Annotated in this window: 21 protein-coding genes; 14 read left to right on the top strand and 7 right to left on the bottom strand. The window is 64.0% G+C overall.

Features of this window, described 5'->3' with window-relative positions:
- Nucleotides 1–159 precede the first annotated feature (159 nt).
- Together EN949_RS02570 and EN949_RS02565 are read right to left on the bottom strand one after the other, a co-directional pair.
- Nucleotides 160–600, bottom strand: coding sequence for a hypothetical protein (locus tag EN949_RS02570; protein WP_245459329.1), 441 nt, complete (start codon nt 598–600; stop codon nt 160–162).
- Nucleotides 601–768: 168 nt separating this feature from the next.
- Nucleotides 769–2,577, bottom strand: coding sequence for an ABC transporter ATP-binding protein (locus EN949_RS02565; RefSeq protein WP_127366990.1), 1,809 nt, complete (start codon nt 2,575–2,577; stop codon nt 769–771).
- Between the two features lie 191 nt (nt 2,578–2,768).
- On the opposite strand from EN949_RS02565, the gene EN949_RS02560 reads away from it, so the two are divergent.
- The 9 genes from EN949_RS02560 (at nt 2,769) to EN949_RS02520 (ending at nt 11,135) form a co-directional block, all read left to right on the top strand.
- Nucleotides 2,769–4,127, top strand: coding sequence for an LLM class flavin-dependent oxidoreductase (locus EN949_RS02560; RefSeq protein ID WP_127370716.1), 1,359 nt, complete (start codon nt 2,769–2,771; stop codon nt 4,125–4,127).
- A 14-nt stretch (nt 4,128–4,141) separates the two neighbouring features.
- Nucleotides 4,142–4,918 (top strand): DUF427 domain-containing protein, encoded by a 777-nt coding sequence (locus EN949_RS02555; RefSeq protein WP_013530494.1) that lies wholly within the window; start codon nt 4,142–4,144, stop codon nt 4,916–4,918.
- A gap of 35 nt (nt 4,919–4,953) precedes the next feature.
- The gene (locus EN949_RS02550) at nt 4,954–6,591 is read left to right on the top strand and encodes an ABC transporter substrate-binding protein (RefSeq protein WP_127367223.1); all 1,638 of its coding nucleotides are present in this window, start codon (nt 4,954–4,956) and stop codon (nt 6,589–6,591) included.
- A gap of 7 nt (nt 6,592–6,598) precedes the next feature.
- Nucleotides 6,599–7,558: an ABC transporter permease gene (locus tag EN949_RS02545; RefSeq protein ID WP_013530496.1), complete on the top strand. Its 960-nt coding sequence runs from the start codon at nt 6,599–6,601 to the stop codon at nt 7,556–7,558.
- Nucleotides 7,555–8,442 carry an ABC transporter permease gene (locus EN949_RS02540; protein ID WP_013530497.1) on the top strand — a complete coding sequence of 296 codons (888 nt, stop codon included), beginning with the start codon at nt 7,555–7,557 and terminating at the stop codon, nt 8,440–8,442. The genes EN949_RS02545 and EN949_RS02540 overlap by 4 nt, the downstream gene beginning before the upstream one ends.
- Nucleotides 8,443–8,511: 69 nt before the next feature.
- Nucleotides 8,512–9,534 (top strand): LLM class flavin-dependent oxidoreductase, encoded by a 1,023-nt coding sequence (locus tag EN949_RS02535; protein WP_063168683.1) that lies wholly within the window; start codon nt 8,512–8,514, stop codon nt 9,532–9,534.
- 41 nt (nt 9,535–9,575) lie between these two features.
- The gene (locus tag EN949_RS02530) at nt 9,576–10,223 is read left to right on the top strand and encodes a ThuA domain-containing protein (RefSeq protein ID WP_027160895.1); all 648 of its coding nucleotides are present in this window, start codon (nt 9,576–9,578) and stop codon (nt 10,221–10,223) included.
- A 26-nt stretch (nt 10,224–10,249) separates the two neighbouring features.
- Nucleotides 10,250–10,627, top strand: coding sequence for a hypothetical protein (locus tag EN949_RS02525; protein WP_245268615.1), 378 nt, complete (start codon nt 10,250–10,252; stop codon nt 10,625–10,627).
- Nucleotides 10,628–10,721: 94 nt separating this feature from the next.
- Nucleotides 10,722–11,135: a hypothetical protein gene (locus tag EN949_RS02520; RefSeq protein WP_063168681.1), complete on the top strand. Its 414-nt coding sequence runs from the start codon at nt 10,722–10,724 to the stop codon at nt 11,133–11,135.
- 10 nt (nt 11,136–11,145) lie between these two features.
- Here the strand turns inward: EN949_RS02520 and EN949_RS02515 are convergent, their stop codons facing one another.
- The gene (locus EN949_RS02515) at nt 11,146–13,170 is read right to left on the bottom strand and encodes an amidase (protein WP_127370715.1); all 2,025 of its coding nucleotides are present in this window, start codon (nt 13,168–13,170) and stop codon (nt 11,146–11,148) included.
- Nucleotides 13,171–13,313: 143 nt separating this feature from the next.
- Here EN949_RS02515 and EN949_RS02510 point away from each other — a divergent pair, with 143 nt between their 5' ends.
- Nucleotides 13,314–13,589, top strand: a complete 276-nt coding sequence (locus EN949_RS02510; protein ID WP_013530503.1) for a hypothetical protein — start codon at nt 13,314–13,316, stop codon at nt 13,587–13,589.
- A gap of 48 nt (nt 13,590–13,637) precedes the next feature.
- Here the strand turns inward: EN949_RS02510 and EN949_RS02505 are convergent, their stop codons facing one another.
- The 4 genes from EN949_RS02505 to EN949_RS02490 are packed head-to-tail and all read right to left on the bottom strand — an operon-like array spanning nt 13,638 to nt 17,526.
- On the bottom strand, nt 13,638–14,723 hold the full coding sequence (locus tag EN949_RS02505; protein WP_127366884.1) for a Gfo/Idh/MocA family oxidoreductase: 1,086 nt from the start codon (nt 14,721–14,723) through the stop codon (nt 13,638–13,640).
- A 39-nt stretch (nt 14,724–14,762) separates the two neighbouring features.
- Complete coding sequence (locus EN949_RS02500) at nt 14,763–15,527, bottom strand: ATP-binding cassette domain-containing protein (RefSeq protein WP_013530505.1); 765 nt, start codon at nt 15,525–15,527, stop codon at nt 14,763–14,765.
- Nucleotides 15,524–16,525, bottom strand: coding sequence for an ABC transporter permease (locus tag EN949_RS02495; protein ID WP_127366885.1), 1,002 nt, complete (start codon nt 16,523–16,525; stop codon nt 15,524–15,526). The genes EN949_RS02500 and EN949_RS02495 overlap by 4 nt, the downstream gene beginning before the upstream one ends.
- Nucleotides 16,522–17,526 carry a substrate-binding domain-containing protein gene (locus EN949_RS02490; protein WP_127366886.1) on the bottom strand — a complete coding sequence of 335 codons (1,005 nt, stop codon included), beginning with the start codon at nt 17,524–17,526 and terminating at the stop codon, nt 16,522–16,524. Before EN949_RS02490 ends, EN949_RS02495 begins: the two co-directional genes overlap by 4 nt.
- A gap of 412 nt (nt 17,527–17,938) precedes the next feature.
- On the opposite strand from EN949_RS02490, the gene EN949_RS02485 reads away from it, so the two are divergent.
- The 4 genes from EN949_RS02485 (at nt 17,939) to EN949_RS02470 (ending at nt 20,420) form a co-directional block, all read left to right on the top strand.
- Nucleotides 17,939–18,172 (top strand): hypothetical protein, encoded by a 234-nt coding sequence (locus EN949_RS02485; RefSeq protein WP_013530508.1) that lies wholly within the window; start codon nt 17,939–17,941, stop codon nt 18,170–18,172.
- Nucleotides 18,173–18,292: 120 nt separating this feature from the next.
- Nucleotides 18,293–18,490 carry a hypothetical protein gene (locus EN949_RS02480; RefSeq protein ID WP_013530509.1) on the top strand — a complete coding sequence of 66 codons (198 nt, stop codon included), beginning with the start codon at nt 18,293–18,295 and terminating at the stop codon, nt 18,488–18,490.
- A gap of 245 nt (nt 18,491–18,735) precedes the next feature.
- Entirely contained in the window at nt 18,736–19,494 is a 759-nt protein-coding gene (locus EN949_RS02475; RefSeq protein WP_127366515.1) for an SDR family oxidoreductase, read from the top strand.
- A 62-nt stretch (nt 19,495–19,556) separates the two neighbouring features.
- Nucleotides 19,557–20,420: a sigma-70 family RNA polymerase sigma factor gene (locus EN949_RS02470; protein ID WP_245459244.1), complete on the top strand. Its 864-nt coding sequence runs from the start codon at nt 19,557–19,559 to the stop codon at nt 20,418–20,420.
- Nucleotides 20,421–20,491 lie beyond the last annotated feature (71 nt).

Raw genomic sequence — 20,491 nt, 5'->3', positions numbered from 1 at the left:
CTGAAGGAAAGCGAACATGCGGCTGTGACCCGGCTGGCACCAGCGGCGGAATCCTGCCGATCTTGCCGAAGGGCGTTGGCCGGACGAGGCCAGCACTTAGCTGTACGCAAGCGCCGGCCGGACGGCATGCGACCTCCCATCCGGCCGGAATCCGGTTTGCTAGGCAGGTATCAGGATGGCGATCCGATGCACGCCGACCTCCTTGCTTGTATTTGTCGCCTCGTCGGTCTTGCCTTTGGCGCAGGTGTACATGTCACCCGTCTTGAGCTTGAATTCCTTGTCGGCCTTCTTGATCGTGAACGCACCTGAAGCAATGGTGCAGACCATATCGTTGTCCATCACCATCTGAGGCGCGTGTGCGCCGGGCTGAAATACCACGTCGACAATTGCGATGCTCTTGTAGGCGGGAATGTCGGAGTTGCCGGTGCTGACCTCAACCACCCTGACACCGGGCGCAATCTCCTTGCCTTCCTTCGGGCCGTATTTCTTCGCTGATGCCGCCAGGGTGAACAGAGGCGTTATCGCGGCAGCCGTCACACCGAGAGCAATTGCAGACCTGCGATTCATGGTTTTCATTGCATCCTCCCACGTCTTCGTCACGAACGAATGTGCATGACAGTTATATATTAGCACAAATGAATGTACTTGTATGCGAGGAAGCGGCCCAACCACGGCGGCAGGAACTCCGCAGCAGCCGTCGGAGAGGTTCCAGACATCGACGATCTGCTTGCCGCTAAAACCCTGCCACTGCTGCGGACCTTCGGGCGCTCAGACACCCTTGCCGTGCCGCCAGCAGGCGATCAGATGCCCTGCCGCGGTCTCTCGGGCCGGCGGCTCCGCCTTTCGGCAGTCGGGCAGGACCAGCGGGCAGCGGTCGGCGAAGGAGCACCCCGTATTCGGGACACCGGCTGCCTCGATCTCGATTGGAGCGGATAGTCTCGGCGCAGCTTCGTCGGAGGACGCAGCCAAAAGCAGGGCCGTATAGGGGTGGTTGGGGCCGCGAAAGATCTGGTCGGATGTGCCGGTTTCGACCAGGCGTCCGCGATAGAGCACGCCGATCCTGTCGGCCATGTAGCGCACCACCCTGAGGTCGTGGCTGATGAACAGATAGGTCGTGTCCTTGTCGCGCTGCAGGTCGTTGAGCAGGTTGAGAACGGTCGCCTGGACGGAGACGTCGAGCGCGGAGGTCGGTTCATCGAGCACGACGACCTTCGGCACGCCGGCGAAGGCGCGCGCGATTGCCGCCCGCTGCCGCTGGCCGCCGGACAGCGAACGCGATTTCTGCTCGGCCGTGGCGCCGGCGAGGCGAACCGATTGCAGCAGGTCGCCGACGCGGGCTCTCACCTCGCTGCGGCGCAGGCCGGCGAGCCTGCGCAGCGGGCGGCCTAGGATCGTGCCGATCCGCTGGCGCGGATTGAGCGTGCGATCCGGCGACTGGAAGACCATCTGCACGTCGCGGCGTTCGGCAAGGTTTCTCTTCTCGACGCGCGGCGCGACCGTCCTGCCGAACAGTTCGACCGATCCGGCGCTTGGCGTCTGCAGGCCGGTGACGATCCGTGCCAGGGTCGACTTGCCAGAACCGGACTCGCCGATCAGCCCGAAGGTCTCGCCCTGGCCGATGTCGAGATCGACGTGGTGCAGCACTGGCTGGCTGCCGAAGGCATGACTGATGCCTTTGCAGGCGATCGCGATGCGGCGTTCTTTTGGCAGGCCGGCGTCTTCGCCTTGGGCTGTTGGGTGCGCTGGCACGCCGTCCGTCTCCGCCAGTCTTCCGTCCCGCTTGGTGTAGTTGAGCGCCGGGATCGAGGCGATGAGCGCCTTGGTGTAGGCGTGAGAGGGGTTGTCGAAGACATCGCTCGCAACGCCGCTTTCGACCACGGTTCCCGCCTGCATCACTGCCACCCGGTCGCAGGAGCGGCGGATCATATTGATGTCGTGGCTGATCAGCAGGATGCTGGTTTTGTGATCCTTGCGTAAGTCGGAGAGGATGGCGATGATCTCGGACTGGACGCTGGCGTCGAGCGCCGTCGTCGGCTCATCCAGCACCAGCAGCGATGGGTCGAGCGCAATGGCAATGGCGATGTTGGCGCGCTGCTGCATGCCGCCGGAGAGTTCGTGCGGATAGAGATCCAGCACCCGCTCCGGATGGCTGACCCGGACGCGGCCCAGCAGTTCGGCGGCGCGCCCGCGCGCCTCTTCGAGGCGAACCGGGCGATGCCGCATGACCGTCTCGGTGATCTGGCGGCCGATCGTCATGCTTGGATTGAGGGCAGCACCGGGATGCTGGTAGACGGCGGCGATATGATTTCCCCTGAGCCGGCGCAGCTGCTCGGCGGAAAGGTCGCGGATTTCGCGGCCGTGGAATTCCAGCGCCGACGCAGCGATGCGGGCGTTTTTCGGCAGATAGCGCAATATGGCGAGCGCCACCGAGCTTTTGCCCGATCCTGACTCGCCAACCAGGCCGAGCGCTTCGCCTTCGCCGATGTGCAGTGACACGCCGCTGACGGCGGGATGCGATCCCTTGCGCCCGTCATAGGCCACGGACAGCTGGTCTACGTTCAGAACCGGGGAGGACATGGGGACTTGAAACCACTTTCTTCCAGCGCCGCCATCGAGGGCAATCGCTTCCGCTTTCGAAATGCATTATCTCTATAAAATTACTCGAATTAAGCCGGAGCGCAATCTACCTTTCTCGCATCAGCAGAGATTGTCGCTGTCTGCCGAGGCAGCGCGACGGTCTCCGGAGCAGATCTGGAAGGAGGCCCGGCATGGCTCGAGACCACATGATCCTCAGCGCATTCTTCTTCAACCCGCAGGGCGATCATCGGATGTCGTGGCGCCACCCGAGGGCGCCGGGGCGGGAGGTGCTGGATTTCGAATTCTACCGCGATCTCGTGCAGGCGGCCGAACGCGCCAGGATCGACACCATCTTCGTCGCCGACCACGTGTCGATCTGGGATTCAGTCAAGAGCGGCGTCGCCCATTACGCCAATGCCCGCCTCGAACCGCTGACGCTGCTATCGGCGCTGGCTAGCGTGACCAAGCATATCGGCCTGATCACCACGGCGTCGAGTTCCTACAGCGAGCCGTACAATGTGGCGCGCATGTTCGCCTCGCTCGACCATATCAGCAAGGGCAGGGCGTCTTGGAACGTCGTCACCTCGGCCATGGATGAGGAGGCGCGCAATTTCGGCCGCGACGGCAATATCGAACATGCTTTCCGCTATGAACGCGCGGCCGAATTCCTCGATATCGTCAAGGCGCTGTGGGACAGCTGGGAAGACGAGGCGCTGCTGATCGACAAGGCGTCAGGCCATTTCGCCGACCCCGACAAGGTCCATCCCATCGATCACAAGGGCAAGCACTTCAAGGTGCGTGGGCCGCTCAACGTCTCGCGGCCGCCGCAAGGCCATCCGCTAATCGTCCAGGCCGGCTCGTCCGAAGATGGCAAGAACTTCGCCACCGCCCAGGCCGATGCGCACTTCGCCATCTACAGCACCAAGCAGGATGGCGTCAAATACCGTCAGGACATCAACGAGCGGCTGGCCCGCCACGGCAGGCGGCCGGAGAGCTTCAAGATCCTGCCCGGCATCCTGCCGATCGTCGCCGCCTCCGAAGCGGAAGGCCGGGAAAAGCAGGAATACCTGCAGACCTTGCTGCCGGATCAGGTCGGCATCGACCTTCTGTCGAGCTGGAGCGGGTTGGACCTGTCGCTGTTCCCGCCGGACGGGCCGCTGCCGCCGCTGCCGGACGAAAGCACGTTCAATGGCGGGCGCACATCGCTCAACCGGGTCAAGCAGTGGGCGAAGCAGAATCTCAGCCTGCGCGAGATCGCGCGCAAGCTCGCCAACAGCGGTTCGGTGCCGACGGTTGCCGGCACGCCGGTACAGATCGCGGACCAGTTGCAGGACTGGTTCGTTTCGGGTGCCGCTGACGGCTTCAACCTGATGTTCCCGCTGCTGCCAGAAGACTGGGTGAATTTTGCCGAACAGGTGGTGCCGGAGCTGCAGCGGCGCGGCGTCTTCCCGACCGAATACGGGCCGGGAACGCTGCGCGACCGTTTCGGCCTGGCGCGGCCCGCCAACCGCTTCGCCGAGCAGCGCGACAATGCGCGTGCCGTGTCCTGACCGGAAGAACGATCATGACCGTCGCACCAAGATTGCAGCCACGCGAAGCGACCGCGCCGCAGCTCGTCAATGTCCTGCACAGCCCCAAGCGTGTGCGCGTCAAATTCGGCGGCCGCACCATCGCCGACAGCCGCAACGTGCTGGTGCTGCGCTCCAACCATTTCCTGCCGATCTATTTCTTCCCGCCGTCAGCGGTCGACCCATCGGTGCTGAAACCTTCGCTGCATCGCGAGCCGCATCCGGTCGGTGGCGAGACCGCCTATTGGGATATCGACAGCGGCGACAGGCGCAGCGCCAACGCGGCGTGGTCGTTCGTGTCGCCGCCGGATGAAAACCTGGCGCCGCTGGCCGGCCGCATTGCATTCACCTGGAAGGCCGTCGACCAGTGGTTCGAGGAGGAAGAGGAAGTCTTCGTCCACGCCCGCGATCCCTATGCACGCATCGATGTTCTGCAAAGCTCGAGCCATTTGCAGATCTGGTTCGACGGCGAGCCGATCGCCGACAGCCACCGCCCGGTGCTGCTGTTCGAGACGCATCTGCCGACGCGTTTTTATCTGCCCGCGGAAGACATCCGGCTGGAGCGGCTGACAGCGTCCGTCACCACGACGCGATGTCCCTACAAGGGCATCGCCTCTTACTGGTCCGGCCTGCTGAGCGACGGTTCAGTGCGCCCTGATATCGCCTGGAGCTACCGGGATCCCATTGAGGAAATGCCGAAGATCAAGGGCCTCATCGCCTTCTATCCGCAGGCCGTCGAACGCATCCATCTCGACGGCGAGCCCGTCGCATAGATTTTCAATCTTCATTTCAAAGCAGGGGTTTCAAAATGACCAGACGCAGAGATATCGACGCAGTTCGCAATCTGTCGGGGGACATCTGGAATGTCGCCGTCGACGAACATCAGGGCGGCTTTCTCAAGCGCCGCGATCTCCTCAGATATGCCGCACTGCTCGGCCTGACCGGCTTTGCCGCCTCGCAGGGATTGGGAGGCGCGCGCGCCGCGGCTGCCGGCGGCGGCACGGTTCGCGTCGGGCTCGGCCAGCCGACCAAGGCGATCGATCCGGTTTCGGTCACCGATCCGGCCAGCATCGGGGTGATCAGCCAGGTCGGCGAGTATCTGATCCTCGACGATCCGAAGGATGGTCTGCAGCCGAAGCTGGCTCTGTCCTGGGAGGCCAACGAGACAGCCAGCCGCTGGACCTTCAAATTGCGGCAAGGGGTAAAATTCCACGATGGCCGCGCGGTCACCGCCAAAGACGTTGTGGCGAGCTTCGAGCGGCTGGTCGATCCGGCCAGCGGCTCGTCGGCGTTGTCCGCCTACAAGGGCATCCTTTCCAAGGGCGGCGCCAAGCTGGTCGACGACGAAACCGTCGCCTTCGATCTCGACGGTCCGAACAGCAACTTCCCGTTCTATGTCTCCTCCGACGTCTACAATGCCGTCATCCTGCCTGCCGACTATGCCGGTGATTTCGAGAAGACTTTTAACGGCACCGGTCCGTTCAAGCTCGAATCCTTCCGCCCCAAGCAAGGCGCCAGCTTCGTGCGCAATGAGAATTACTGGGGCGACAAGGCGCTGCCCGACCGGATCGAGATCAAGTTCTTCGACGACGAGCAGGCACAGGTGCTGGCTTTGCAGGCCGGCCAGCTCGACGTCATCCCGAGCACGACGCGGCTGGAGCTGGCGATCGAGGGCAATCCCAACTTCAAGCTGCTGAGCGTGCAGGCGAGCTCGCACGACCAGGTGCATCTCAGGACCGACCAGGCGCCGTTTACCGACAAGCGCATCCGCCGCGCGCTGGCGCTCACGATCGACCGAGAGGCTGTGGTCAAGGGCCTGCTCAAGCGCCGCGCCATCGTCGGCAACGACACGCCGTTCGCGCCGATCTTCCCCTCGGCCGATCCATCGGTGCCGCAGCGCAAGCAGGACATTGCCGAGGCCAAGCGGCTGCTTGGCGAGGCGGGCGTGCCCAACGGCTTCGAGGTGACGCTGACCACCGAACGCGCCTATGACATTCCCGACTATGCGGTCATCATCCAGAACTTCGCCAAGAAGGCCCGCATCGACGTCAAGCTCAATGTCCTGCCGCAGGACGCCTATTACGGCTCGGCGACGTTCGGCAGTTCGCCATGGCTGGATTCGGTGCTCGGCATCACCGACTATGGCCACCGCGGCACGCCCGACATCTTCCTCAACGCCACGCTAAAGAGTTCGGGAGCTTGGAACGCGGCACATTTCAACAACCCGGCCTATGACGCGCTGCTGCTTGACTACTCGAAGGCGCGCGACCTGCAGGCACAGCGCCTTGTTGCCCGCAAGATCCAGACCTTGCTGCTCGACGAGACGCCGGCGATCATCAGCTACTTCTCGCAATACAGCCGCATCGTCAGCTCCAAGGTCGAGGGCGTGCGCTTCACCGCGATTTCGCATCTCCTGCTCGACCGCGTTTCCTTCGTCCAGGCATGATCGCGACATGCTGACCGGTCGCATTCTGTCAGCGCGTGTGGGCACACTTGTCCTCACCCTGTGGCTGGTCAGCATTCTGGTGTTCTTCGCCGGGCAGGTCCTGCCCGGCGATGTGGGCCGTGTCATGCTCGGGCCTTTTGCCGACGCGCAAGCGGTGGCGGAACTGAACAAGCGGCTAGGCGCCGACCAGCCGGTTCTCGTCCAGTATTGGCTCTGGTTCAGCAAAGCGGTCACCGGTGACTTCGGCACCTCGCTGTCGATGCGCGGGCCGGTGGCGCCCTTCGTGCTGGAAAGCCTCAAGCGCTCCGCGGCGCTTGCCGGGATTATTTTGCTCTTCCTCGTTCCGCTCGGCGTTGGTGCCGGCGTCATCGCCGGTCTCAATGCGGGCCGCCTCATCGACCGGCTGATCGTGATGGCGGGCGTCTCCTTCGGCATTGTGCCTGATTTCGTTTCCGGCCTGATGCTGCTCATCGTTTTCGGCCTGTGGCTGAACTGGTTCCCGATCTCCGGAGTTGCGCCCGATGGCGCGGGCTTCTGGACGCATGGCTATTATCTGATCCTGCCGGCGCTGCCGCTGGTGCTGAACCTTTCCGGCTATATCGCCCGGATGACGCGAGCAGGCGTGATCGAGGCGATCGCCGCCGATTACACGCGCACCGCCGTCCTGAAAGGGCTCGAGCGGCGCGAGATCATCTTTCGGCACGTGCTGCGCAATGCGCTGACGCCGACCGTCGCGGTGCTGGCGACGCAGACCGGATACATGCTGGGTGGGCTGGTGGTGATCGAGGCGTTGTTCGGCATCCAGGGACTTGGCAATCTGGTCCTGAACGCGGCCAAGGCCCGTGATTTCCCGATGCTGGAGGCAGGCGTATTGGTGATGGCGGCCATCTTCGTGCTGTCGGCGGCGGCCGGCGACCTCTTGCTGGCGCTGCTCGATCCGCGGCAACGCCGCCGGACCTCGCCATGACGGATCTGGCCGAGTTTCCCGCACTGCAGCGCGCCGTGGCGGGCTTTTCGGCAGTGCGCCGGATTCGCAGTGCTTTCGCCGGATTGCCGCCGTCGGTCGTGGTCGGATTGCTGCTGCTTTTGTTCTGGGTCGCTTGCGCCATAGCAGGCAACCTCTTCGTTCCCTACGATCCCTATGCCGAGGATTTCCTGGCGACGCTGACGCCGCCCGATGCGCTGCACTGGTTCGGGACCGATCAGCTCGGCCGCGATGTGCTGTCCCGCATCATCGTCGGTTCGCGCGACATCCTGCTGGTTGCGCCGCTGGCGACGCTGGCCGGGGTTGCCGCCGGCAGCATCATCGGCCTGGTGCTCGGCTATTTCGAGGGCCTCACTGATGCCATCGGCGCGCGGCTGCTCGATACGCTGATGGCGTTTCCGTTCATCGTTCTCGTCACCATGACGCTGGTGGCGATCGGCCCGTCGAACCTGACCGTCATCCTGGTGATCGGCATCGCCTACGCGCCGCTGGTGGCGCGCACCGTTCGCGCCGCCGTGCGTGAGCAGAAGCAGCGCGACTATGTCAGCGCCGCGCGGCTTGGCGGTGAAGGCCCGCTCGCCATCATGTTCCTGGAGATCCTGCCCAACATCAGGGAAACGATCCTCATCGAACTCGTCACAAGGCTGGGCTACGCGTTCTTCTCGATCGCGACGCTGAGCTTTCTCGGCCTCGGCATTCAGCCGCCATCGGCCGACTGGGGACTGGCCGTCGCCGACGGCTATGGCTTCCTGACCGGCGGAAAATGGTGGGTCGTCGTCTTCAATTCCGGGGCAATCGTCTCGCTGGTGATGGCGACCAACCTGATCGCACAAGGCATTGGCGCCTTCGAGAATAGCGATGCATGAGCCTTGATCCGGGCGCCAAAAAATCTCTTTTGCATTGAAGCCTGACGCGCATCCTTATATCGCATGATTATGAAGAAAATCGGGTTCCTGTCGTTCGGGCACTGGACGCCCTCGTCGCAATCGCAAGTGCGCTCGGCTTCGGACGCGCTTTTGCAATCCATAGAGCTGGCTGTCGCCGCCGAGCAGCTGGGCGCGGACGGCGCGTATTTTCGCGTGCATCACTTCGCCCGCCAGCTCGCGTCGCCGTTCCCGCTGCTGGCGGCGGTCGGCGCCAGGACCAGCCGCATCGAGATCGGCACCGCGGTCATCGACATGCGCTACGAGAACCCGCTCTACATGGCCGAGGATGCCGGTGCCGCCGACATCATCGCCGGCGGGCGCCTGCAGCTCGGCATCAGCCGTGGCTCGCCCGAGCAGGTGATCGATGGCTGGCGCCATTTTGGCTACGCGCCGCCGGAAGGGCAGAGCGACGCCGACATGGCAAGGCACCACGCCGAGGTCTTCCTCGAGACGCTGCGCGGCGAGGGGTTCGCCCAGCCCAATCCACGGCCAATGTTCCCCAACCCGCCCGGCCTCTTGCGCCTCGAGCCGCATTCGGAGGGTTTGCGCGAGCGGATCTGGTGGGGTGCGGCTACCAACGCCACGTCGGAATGGGCAGCCAAGCTCGGCATGAACCTGCAGAGCTCGACGCTCAAATTCGACGAGAGCGGCAAGCCGTTCCACATCCAGCAGGCCGAGCAGATCCGCATCTATCGCGAGGCCTGGAAGGCAGCCGGCCACAAGCGCGAGCCGCGCGTCTCGGTCAGCCGCAGCATCTTCGCGCTGGTCGACGATCGCGACCGCGCCTATTTCGGCCGCGGCAATGAGAGCCGCGACCAGATCGGCTTCATCGAGGAGAACACCAAGGCGATTTTCGGGCGCAGCTACGCGGCCGAGCCGGATGTGCTGATCAAGGAATTGGCGCAGGACGAGGCGATCGCCGAGGCGGATACGCTGTTGCTCACCGTTCCAAACCAGCTCGGCGTCGACTACAACGCGCATGTCATCGAGGCGATCCTGACCCATGTCGCTCCAGCGCTGGGCTGGCGCTGACGCCGGATCGATCAGGGCCGAGTTTTCCAGGGAGGTACACAATGCCAAAGAAGGCCTTGATCGCCTGGGGCGGCTGGGAGGGCCATACGCCGGAGCAGAGCGCGAAGCTCGTTCGCACCTTGCTTGAGCGAAACGGCTTCGACGTCACGCTGGGTGAGGGCACGGCGATGTTCGCCGGTCCGGAGCTTGCTTCCTTCGATCTCATCGTGCCCGTCATCACGATGTCGACGATCGAAAAGGCCGAGTTGCAGAACCTGACGCTTGCGGTTCGCGGGGGAAGCGGGCTCGGCGGTTTCCACGGCACTATGGGCGACAGTTTCCGCAACGAGCCCGACTATCAGTTCATGACCGGCGGCCAATGGGTGGCGCATCCCGGCAACATCATCGACTATCACGTCGCCATCACCCGGCCGGACGATCCGATCACAAAAGGCATCAGCGATTTCGCCTACCGGTCGGAGCAATATTACATGCATGTCGACCCGAGCAATGAGGTGCTGGCGACCACCACCTTCACCGACGCGCATTTTCCGGGCATCGGCGGCGTTGTCATGCCGGTCGTCTGGAAACGGCGCTATGGGGCGGGGAAGGTTTTCTACAGTTCCCTTGGTCACACGGCGGATGAGTTCGCGGTGCCGGAAATGGCGCTGATGGTGGAGCGGGGTTTGCTTTGGGCGGCGCGGGGGTAGAAGCAGGCGAAGTTCGTGAAAATCTGATGGAATTCACAGGAAATCTACGGAGATATCCAATGAACGATTCCAGTTGGTCCGCTTCCGAAAAGAAGCTCGCCCGCCACGCCTTCGATAAGGCTCTTGAGGCGGCCCTCGCAAAGACGATGGCCGAATTCAAGAGCAAGGCCAGTGCGGTGACGGTTCCCTCCCAGATGTGGGAGCTGGAAGCCTATTTGCGTGAACAGCGGCGGGATATCGATCGGACGTTCGACTACCGCTATTCGCAGCTCCTTTATGTCTTCACTCATCTCATCCGAGCAGGCTGCCTCGATGAAAAGCTGCTTGCCGGTCTGTCGCAAGACAAGCGGGATGTCATTCGGCGGGACCTTGCCTTTGCGGCGGGACGCCCGGCCAGCGGATGACGACGGCAGGGAGTGCGGCCGCGTCCCAATCCCTGCCATGCTGGAAAGCGGCCGTTGTCGTACTACCATCCCGTCACATGGCGAGGGGGATGAGATGGACCATCAGCGTACTGTTTTTCTGATCGGAGCAGGTTCCGTTGGTGACGACGAGCAAGCCGTGTTCACGCTGCACGTGAACGGCGCTGCCTGCAATCTGAAATGCAGTTATCGGGACAAGGTGATCGAGGCAGAAGAGGAAGACTTTTTCGAGGCTCTGTTCCAAATCCGTCAGGCACTCGAAGTCGATGGCCTGCTACCCTTCTGTTACGGAGCAAGCGCCAATGTTTATCCGGAAAATACCGTGATGGAGAAAAGTCGCGGATTGATAGCCTGCAAGGTGAAGACGGGGCAATTTCCGCAAGAGAGCGATCTGGTCGACATATTTGATGATGGCGTCGACGTGGTTCCGGTTTTCGTCCATATGCAGCAGGAATTTTGGGAAGAATGGCTGACTTCGCTGCCTTCCTAGCTGCTGGCGTTCATCCAATCCCGCCCGTAACCAGATAGGCGCCGGCGCTGCGCCCATCCTCCAGCCGCACAATAGCCGTCACGATCGAGCCATACGAGCCACGCCAGACGCTGTGGAACCGCTGGTGCTCTGCGGCCGGAACCAATGCCTGTCCACAGCAGCGCGCTCCGCTTCGCTGCATGGCGACAGGCTCGCCGTTGACATGCACCTTGACGCTGGCGTGTTCCGCCTCGGCGTCGATCGGCAGGTCGAGGGTGATGGTGATCTCGTCCTGATCGCCGGTCGTGCGCGTCTCGGCGGCAAGCGCGATGACGAGCGGAGGTGCCTTGCCGTTACCGGTTTGCGTGGGCCGGCGGGAAAATACATCTTCAGTCAGTTCCGGCGTGCGTGGGGGCAGGGTGCGGCGCCGGGTCGACAGTTCGTAGTCGCCGGCCATGCGCAGCAGCCTTTCGTCGTCATAGGCCTTACCGGCGAAGGTCAGGCCGACCGGCATGCCGATATCGGCCATGGTTCCCATCGGCACGGTGACGGTCGGGATGCCGAAATGGCGCCAGACCAGATTGCCGTTGGCGACCCAGGTGCCATTGCGCCAGGCAAGGGCGGCGGATGCCTCGTCGATGTCTGCATCGGCCGGTCCGACATCGGCGGCGGCGGGCAGCACCACGGCGTCGATGTCTTGGCCGTCCAGCCAGACCTCGAAATCGATCCGCCTTGTTGCTTCGAGGCCCTTCAGTCCGTCTTCCAGCGTTGGAATGTCTGCGAACGGCGTGACGCCGGACCGGGCCCGTTCCACATATTCTCTCAGATCGAAGCCGCCCTCATAGCGGTCGGGCAGCGTGCCGGGCGGCTGCGGGAAGATCTTTGGGCCGTCGACGGAGACGAGATCGGGCACGGCCGGGTCGGCATTGGCGCGCAAAAAGTCGTCCCAGCCCCAGATGCTGAGATCCCAGAGTTCGCGCTCGGCGAAGTCCTGCGGCACCAGCCCGCGCTCGACCATGGTGCGCGCCCCGGGGCGGTCGCGCTCGTAGTTGGAGACGACGGGGAAATCGACCTCGACCACCTCGGCGCCAAGCCGCGCGAGATCGGCCGCTGCCTGCTCCCACAGGGCAAGCACCGAGGCGCGGGTTTCGATCGGCGCATCGGCCTCGCTGTCGCGGCCGATATACATTCTGGGCACGCCCAGGCGCTTGCCTTTCAACGACCCCGCCAGTGCGAGATCGGTATAACGGGGCGGCCGCACATCGGAGCTTTTCGGCAGCTTGACCCAAGGCTGCGCGCGCCAGAAATCGCCTCGCGCCTCGGGATCGTCGGCGACGATCACGTCGAGCAGTTCGAGCATGTCGGGCACGCTGCGCGCGTGCGGCACGACGACATCCATGGTCGGCACCAGCGGCCAGTTGCCGCGCACCGAAATGACGCCGCGCGACGGCGTGTAGGCGACCAGCGCATTGTTGGTGGCCGGCGCCCGTCCGGACGACCAGGTTTCCTCGCCAAGCCCGAAGGCGCAGAAGCTGGCCGCTGTCGCCGTGCCGGAGCCATTGGACGAACCCGATGCGAAGGCGGCGGTGAGATAATCGCCATTGTACGGACTTTCGGCGCGGCCATAGACACCCCGCTGCATGCCGCCATTGGCCATTGGCGGCATGTTGGTCAGCCCGAGCAGCACGGCGCCGCCGGCGCGCAGCCGGGCGATGGTGAAGGCATCCTCATTGGCAATGAGATGCTCGAAGGCCGGCGAGCCGGCGGCCACCGTCAGGCCTGCAACCTTGTAGCTGTCCTTGGCGGTGTAGGGGATGCCGTCGAGCGGTCCGAGCACGGCGCCGTTGCGGCGGCGCCGGTCGGAGGCGGCGGCTTCCTCGAACATGTCAGGGTTGAGCACCGGGACGGCATTGAGGCTGATGCCGTGCCTGTCGAAATGCGCGATGCGCCTCAGATACGCCCCGACCAGTTCGACGCTGGTGACGGTGCCGTCATCGAGCGCGCGGCGCAGTTGGTCGATCGTCGCTTCGACGAGGTGAAGGCTGGCGTCGGTCATCACGGATCCCACATTTCCACGCACCATGGATGAGCGAGGCCGCAGGCTTCGGCAAGGGCCTATCGCGGTCTTCTCGGAACTTTTGTCCGGCTGGCGGTTTTGGATGTATGGTGCGATTCCGGAATGGCCAGAAGGGTGTGCCGATGACCACGAAATGCGTTGCGATCCTGGCTCTCGCGGTTGCTACGGGCGCGAGTCTTTGCGCCCCGGCCTTGGCTGGCGACCGGCATCACGACCGCCGGGTCCACTCCGAACGCTACGTTCCCGCCGAAGGCGATCTCATCGATATCCTGTTCGGCGGCCCGCACTACTACGATCAGCAGTTGGTGACGACGGCGGCTGGCGCGTGCTCCTACCATCGCGTTGGACCCGACGCGAATGCATTGAACAAGATCAACGATCATCACTGCGGGAAATAAGGCAGTAGGGCAGTAGGGCAGTAGGGCAGTAGGGCAGTAGGGAGCGCCTCAACGCTGGCCGCTCTCCTTCATACGCTCGATGATTTCGGCCATCAGCGCCAGGTCGCGGCGGGAATCGGCGAGGTCGGTCAGCGGCTTTGTTCCTTCGGCGATGTGGCGGTGGAAAATCTCGAGTTCATTCGAGAAAGCATCGCCGTAGAGAGGGCCGAAGGCTTTCGTCACCGGGCCGAGCGGGCCGGCATCGGTGACCTCCAGCCGCGTCGGCAGGCTGCGGATGTAGGGCGTGTCGTAGATGATGCGCACGCGCCTGGTGTTGGAGCGCACCTCGATCATTGCGTCGAACAGGCCGAGATCGTCGACCACCGCGTCGTAGAGACAAGCGAAATGGCCATAGTCGAAGGTGACCGATGTGTTGGCGCCGCCATTGGTGCGGTGCGCGGCCAGCACGCGCGCCGGCTCGCCGATCAGCCCGCGCATCGCCGAAATGTGGTGCGAGGAAAGCGCCGTCAGCCCGCGATAGGCGCGCACCAGGTCGGCCGGCGCGTCGGCACCGACGACTTCGCGGATCAGCGCGTCGCGCTCCTTGGCACCACGCGCCAGCAGGGCCGGGTCTATGTCGTCGGGATAGAGGACGTTCTGGCTCTTCTTGAGGAAATGCCGGCCCTCCGAGATCAGGTCGAAGATGCGGACATGGGTGATGTCGGCGAAGGCCGGCAGCTCGTCCCTGGCGGCCAGATATGCCGGCGCGTAGCGGCGCATATAGCCGACGAACAGGGTCTTGTCGTAGCCCGGCATCAGCGCCAGCAGATCGTCGATCTCGCGCACCGTCAGACAGGCGGGCTTTTCCAGCAGGATGTGCTTGTTGGCGGCAATCGCCGCGTGCACGAAGCGGCTGTGGGTGTCGTCGGATGACAGCACGAACACCGCGTCGATGTCGGGTGACGCTATTAGCGCCTCGGCCGTCTCGAAGGTTCTTGCCGTCGGGTGTTGCGAGGTGCACAGCGCCACCAGGCTGGGCGACACGTCGTACACGCCCGCGATCACCCAGCGCTCGCGCTGATCGCTCAGCACCGGCAGATGGATCGACTGGGCGACCTCTCCAAGACCTATAAGTCCGACACGAATTGGTGCCACCGGCAAACTCCCTTTGATTTCAAGTCTGATGCTGCAGGACTATGCCGCGCCGGTGACCAGCGCGACGAGCTCGTTGCCTGATGTCTCCGAGGCGCGCACGGTCGCCGCCATCTTTCCCGCCCGCATCACCCAGATCTGGTCGGACAGGCGGCGGACCTGATCGAAATTGTGGCTGACCAGGATGACTGAGACCGACTGCTCGCGCAGGCGCCGGATCAGCGCCTCGACATTGGCCGTCTCCTGCACGCCAAGCGCTGCCGTCGGTTCGTCCATCACCACCAGCTTGGCGCCGGAGCCGACAGCGCGGCAGATCGAGATCGCCTGCCGCTGGCCGCCCGACAGGCGCCGCACACGCTGGTTGATCGACGGCACGTTGATCGACAGGCGCGACAGCATGGAACGGGCCTCGCGTTTCATCGCCTTGCGGTCGAGGAAAGCGAAGGGACCGATGCGGCGCACGATCTCGCGGTTGAGGAACAGGTTCTGCGCGACCGTCAGTTCGTCGATCAGCGCCAGGTTCTGGTGCACGGTCTCGATGCCGGCCTTGCGCGCCTCGTCGGGATTGGCGAAGGGCCGCGCCTGGCCGTCGAAGAACAGATCGCCGGCGTCGGGCTGATGCACGCCGACCAGGCTGCGGACCAGCGTCGACTTGCCGGCGCCATTGTCGCCGATCACGGCGGTGACCTCGCCGCGGCGGGCCTGGAAGGCGACGTCGGTGAAGGCGCGGATGCCGCCGAAATGCTTGCTCAGCCCTTCGCAGGCGATGATCGCCTCAGCGGCGGGGATGTGATGGGGAGCGCTCATTTCTGATACCGCATGATCAGCGCCGCCAGCACCACGATGGCTCCCACGGCAAGCGGTTGGTAGAAAGCCGACACATTGAGCAAGGTCAGGCCATTGACGAGTGCCGTGAGCATCAGCGCGCCGATGGCGGGCCCAAGAATGCTGGCGCGGCCGCCGAACAGGCTGACGCCGCCCAGCACCACCGCCGCCACCGAATTCAAGAGCAGGCTGGTGTTGATCTGCGGTTCGGCCGAGCCGATGCGGGCGACCAGGAGAATGGCCGCGACGCCGGCGCAGAGACCGGAAATCGTATAGGCGGCGATCTTGACCCGGTTGGTGCGGATGCCGAGCGCGCCGGCACTTTCGGCCTGGCCGCCGGTGGCCAGCAGATGCACGCCGAAGCGCGTGTGGTAGAGCGCGATATGGGCGACGCTGACGGCTGCGATCGCCACCCATACGGGATAGCCGAACGGTCCGAACGAGCCGGAAGCGAGCCTGAGCAGAAAGGTCGAACCGACCATGGTCGGTTCACCGCCCGACAGGATGAGGCCAAGGCCAGTGATGCCCGACAGCGTGCCGAGCGTCACCACGAAATCGGGGATTTTGCCTGCTGTGATGATCAGCCCGTTGAGGAAGCCCACCGCGCTGGTGGCGAGAATCGCGAGCACGCAGGCGATGAAGATGCCGTAGCCGGCGGCATTGACGAGGCCGAGGATGATGGCGCCGAGCATGACGGCTGCCGCCAACGACAGATCGATGCCCGAGGTGGCGATGACGAAGGTCTGGCCGATCGACAGCACGACCAGGATCGCAGCCGCCAGCAGCAGCGCCTGCAGATTGGCGACGCTGAGAAAGACCGGCTGGGCGATGCCGAAGACGATGACGAGGCCGACCAGGCCGACGACGGATGCCCAGTCGGCCCAGAAGGAGGGATCGAGGAGGAGAGCCGCCAGGGAGGGACGGCTCTCCTCCGCACCCGCCGAATGGGCGGCGGGCGCGTTGTCTGCAGGTGTGCTCACTTCAGCATCTCGCGGAAGGGATCGGGATAGTCGCCGCCGGGACGCGGAAAATTCTTCAGCGACGCTTCGGCATTGTCCTTGTTGATCAACAGCACAGGTGCCGGCACGTTGGCCGGCAGTTCCTTGCCCTTGGCCGCGACCGCACAGGCTTCGAGGCCCATGGCGCCGACGACGTAGGGATATTGGGCGACGGTGGCGGTGAGTTCGCCTGATGCGATCGACTTCAGCGCATCGACAATGCCGTCTAGGCCGATCACCTTGACGTCCTTGCCCGACGTCCGCACGGCGCGCTCGACGCCAAGGGCCATGATGTCGTTGGCGGCGAAGAAGCCGGCGAGGTCCGGATGGGCGGCGAGGATATCGGTGGCGGCGGTCAACGCCTTTTCGCGATCCCAGTCAGCGCTGACCATCACCACGATTTCGAGCTTGCCTTCGACGGCCTGCCTGAAGCCCTTGATGCGGGCGTTGGAGCCGACATCGCCGACGATGCCGGCGACCAGCGCGACCTTGGAACCCTTAGGCACCAGCTTCAGCATCTCTTCGCCGGCCAGCACGCCTGCGGCGACGTTGTCGGTGCCGATATAGGTCGAGACGGCAAAGCCGGCGGCCTTGGCCTGCTCGGGGTCGATGGTCGAGTCGATGTTGACGATCGGCTTCTTCTTCTGGGCGACCGGCACCAGCGCCTGGACGAGGTTGGAGACGCTGATCGGGTTGACCAGGTAGCAATCGAAATCCTGCATGGCCATGGCGGTCAGGCGGTCGGCCTGGCCGGTGGCGTCACCCATGTTGGCGGCGGCCTGGACGCTGACACTGACGCCGTTGGCCTTGGCCTGCTCCTCGATGCCCTTCTGCATGGTCTGGAAGAATGGATTGTCGAGGCCTTTGACGATGGCGGCGACTTTCGCCGCATCCTCGGCGTGGGCGGGTGCCGAGACGATGGTTGCAAGCATGCCGGCGCCAAGCAGGCTCGTGCCGAGTTTCAGGCAATTGAACATGCGCATGGTTTTTCCTCCTCCTGATTGTTTTATGGGCTGCATCGATGTCGCCGTCCGGCGACTGCAATGTCCGACGGCGCGCAAGCGACCCCGGCCCCTGGCGCGACGATCCGCCAACGGACTGCTGCCAGCTTGGGGATGTGCGGACTGCCGCCCCGGTTCGGGCGCTTTTCGATGTCAGGCATTGCTCCTCCCAGAGCGCCGGCCGATGCCATGCCGGCGTTTGCGCATGTTTTATAAAAAATTGACACGCGTCAAGATTTAAAATGTGCGTAGCGATTTTTGACTGCGCGCCCTGCGGGCATGACTGTCCTGCCGGCATGCGCTACAACCAAGGCGCGAAAAAAACTGCCAGCCTAGGGAACCACTAGGGGGATGTCCGCGTTGGTCGCTACTTTTGTGCAGAGGGAGGTTTGGGGTGGGGCGTTTCGAAATCGTGGAAGAGCCAACGGGTACGTTTTCGATTTTCGACACCGTCACGGAATTGCCGGCAACGGCCAAAGGGGGCGTGTGCATTGGGCTTTATCGGCACGAAGTGCCTCTGGCACTGCTTGCAGCGGTTGAAACGGTCCAGCCCGGCCATTTTTCGCTCCTGCCCTCATTGTCGGTGTTGAACGACTGGCGGGCTCATCGAGACGATCTGCTGGCATGAGCAAAGCTGCCCGATGTCGCATCAAAAATCATACGGTATGGGAAATCACGCCCTGTTGTCGAAAGCGGCGGTGAGGCATGGAAAGCAAGGGGAGGTTGCAGTGCGTTGGGAGGTGAAGCAATGTCTGATCAGGACGACCTGATCCGAGCTGCCATCGGACGGCTGCTCGCCGAGAAGACAGGCGCCGCCGTCATATCGATGAGAGAGAGCGTCACCGAGCTTCTGGCGCTGACCGGTGCCGCACTGGACGAAAGACTCCAAGACCTGCTGCTGGAAATGGCCGAAGTCCGCGGCATGATGGTCGCTCTCGACTTCTGAACATATCCGGCTGGGATGCTGCAGCATGGACCGGCAGCGCTTTCATCGCCGGCAGCCTCTAACCTTACTGCGTCCAATATCGGGCATCGCATTTTAGGCCGAAAGCGGACAGGCAGCTTTCCGCCCGATCGCCAGTATTGCCGGCATGTCGCGGATCGTCGCCGCGACAGCGCGCCTCGCCAAACCTTGGCTCTTTTTCCGACCCTCAAACGTCTTAGCTACAGTGAAGCTAAGGAGCAGGGTCGATGAGCCTCAGGAATAAAGAAATCGTGGTCACCGGTGGCAGCCGTGGGCTTGGCCTCGGATTGGTCGAGGCGCTGGTCGAACAGGGCGCCAGCGTGACCGTCGTTGCCCGTGGCGTCGAGGCGCTGGATGCGGTCGGTGCGCGGCTTGGGGTCGCCACTATCCGCGCCGACGTTGCGGAGGAGGGCGCGGCCTATCGCATTCTTAGCGAGGTTCGTCCTGACGTCGTGGTCCTGAATGCTGGTGCCACGCCCCGGATGGGCCGGTTGGACCAACTGAGCTGGGAAGATTTTTCAATCGCCTGGGAAACCGACGTCAAGGCCGGGCTATACTGGCTGCAGGCGGCGCTCAACCTGCCGCTCAAGCCGGGCAGCCGTGTTCTGGTGGGATCGAGCGGTGCCGCCGTCACCGGGTCGCAGTTGTCGGGGGGCTATGGCGGCGCCAAGCGCATGCTGTGGTTCATGGCGAAGTACGCCAACGGCGTTTCGCAGGAGAAGAAGCTCGGCATCCGCTTTCAGGCGATCGTGCCGCGGCAGATGATCCTCGGCACCGGAACAGGCGATGCGGCGGCCGGCGCCTATTCCGGATCCATGGGCATCACGCCCGAACAATTCGTCACCCGCTTCGGTGCGCCGATGCCGCCCCGAACCTTCGGCGACAGGGTGGTTTCCGTGCTGGAAGACCCGCAATATGCCGAGGGGATCGTCTTCGGCCTCAATGGCGACGCGGGCGTAACCGTGATGGAGGGGGCTGCGGCTTGAGCGAACGAGATACTGCCGTGGACCGCGACCGACGGGAAGGGCTGCTTGCCCTTGCCGCCGCCATGCGGCCAGAGCTGCACCGCTATTGCGCGCGCCTGATGGGCTCGGTCATCGACGGCGAGGATGTCGTGCAGGACACGTTTGCGCGGGTCTTCGTTGCGCTGAATGAGCTGGGCGAGGTGCCGCAGCTCAGGCCCTGGCTGTTCCGCGTCGCCCACAACCGTGCGCTTGACCTGCTGCGCAGCCGCGCGATCCGCGCGGCGGAGCCTATCGAGGCGGCGCTTGAAATTGCCGACGACACCAAAGCCGATCCGGTGGAGACGCTGATGCGCAGGCAAGCTATACAGACCGCAGTGTCGCGCTTCGCGGAGCTTCCGCTGCTCCAGCGCAGCGTCGTCATCCTCAGAGATGTGCTCGACGAGCCGCTGGCCGAGATCGCTGCTTTGCTCGGCATCACGGTCGATGCGGTGAAAGGGCACTTGGCGCGCGGCCGCGCCCGGCTTAGGGAAGTCAGTGCGCAGGCCAGCTCGGCTCCCGATGCGCGTATCGCGTCGGCCGCCGTGGTCCGTTATGCGACCCTGTTCAACCAGCGCGATTGGGACGGCTTGCGCGCCCTGCTTGCCGACGACGTCAGGCTTCATCAGTCCCTGCATGCGACGCGCTCGGGTGCGGCGGATGTCGGCATGTTCTTCACGATCTACGCCAAAAGCGACCGCGTGTGGCTGACGCCGGCCTGGCTCGACGGCCGCGAGGTGATCGCTGTGTTCGAAAGCCATGCCGACCAGAAACCGCATCATTTCATGTGGCTGGAGTGGCGGGAAGGTCAGATCAGCTTCATCCGCGACTATCGCTATGTCAGCTATGTTACCGACGATGCCGAGCTGGTGCTGGCCAAGGACGCCAGGTCCTTCGGTCGCGGCACCTGAAGAGCGGGCGCGCATCTGATCATCATACGGGCGGTGCTGTTCCTGCCAAGGGGCCGATGCGGGGCTGGGCG

Origin of the sequence: Mesorhizobium sp. M7A.F.Ca.US.007.01.2.1, from assembly GCF_003998165.1 — a bacterium.
Classification (GTDB): domain Bacteria; phylum Pseudomonadota; class Alphaproteobacteria; order Rhizobiales; family Rhizobiaceae; genus Mesorhizobium; species Mesorhizobium ciceri.
The sequence above is the reverse complement of the archived record's forward strand: the minus strand, read 5'-3'. Positions and strand labels throughout refer to the sequence as shown.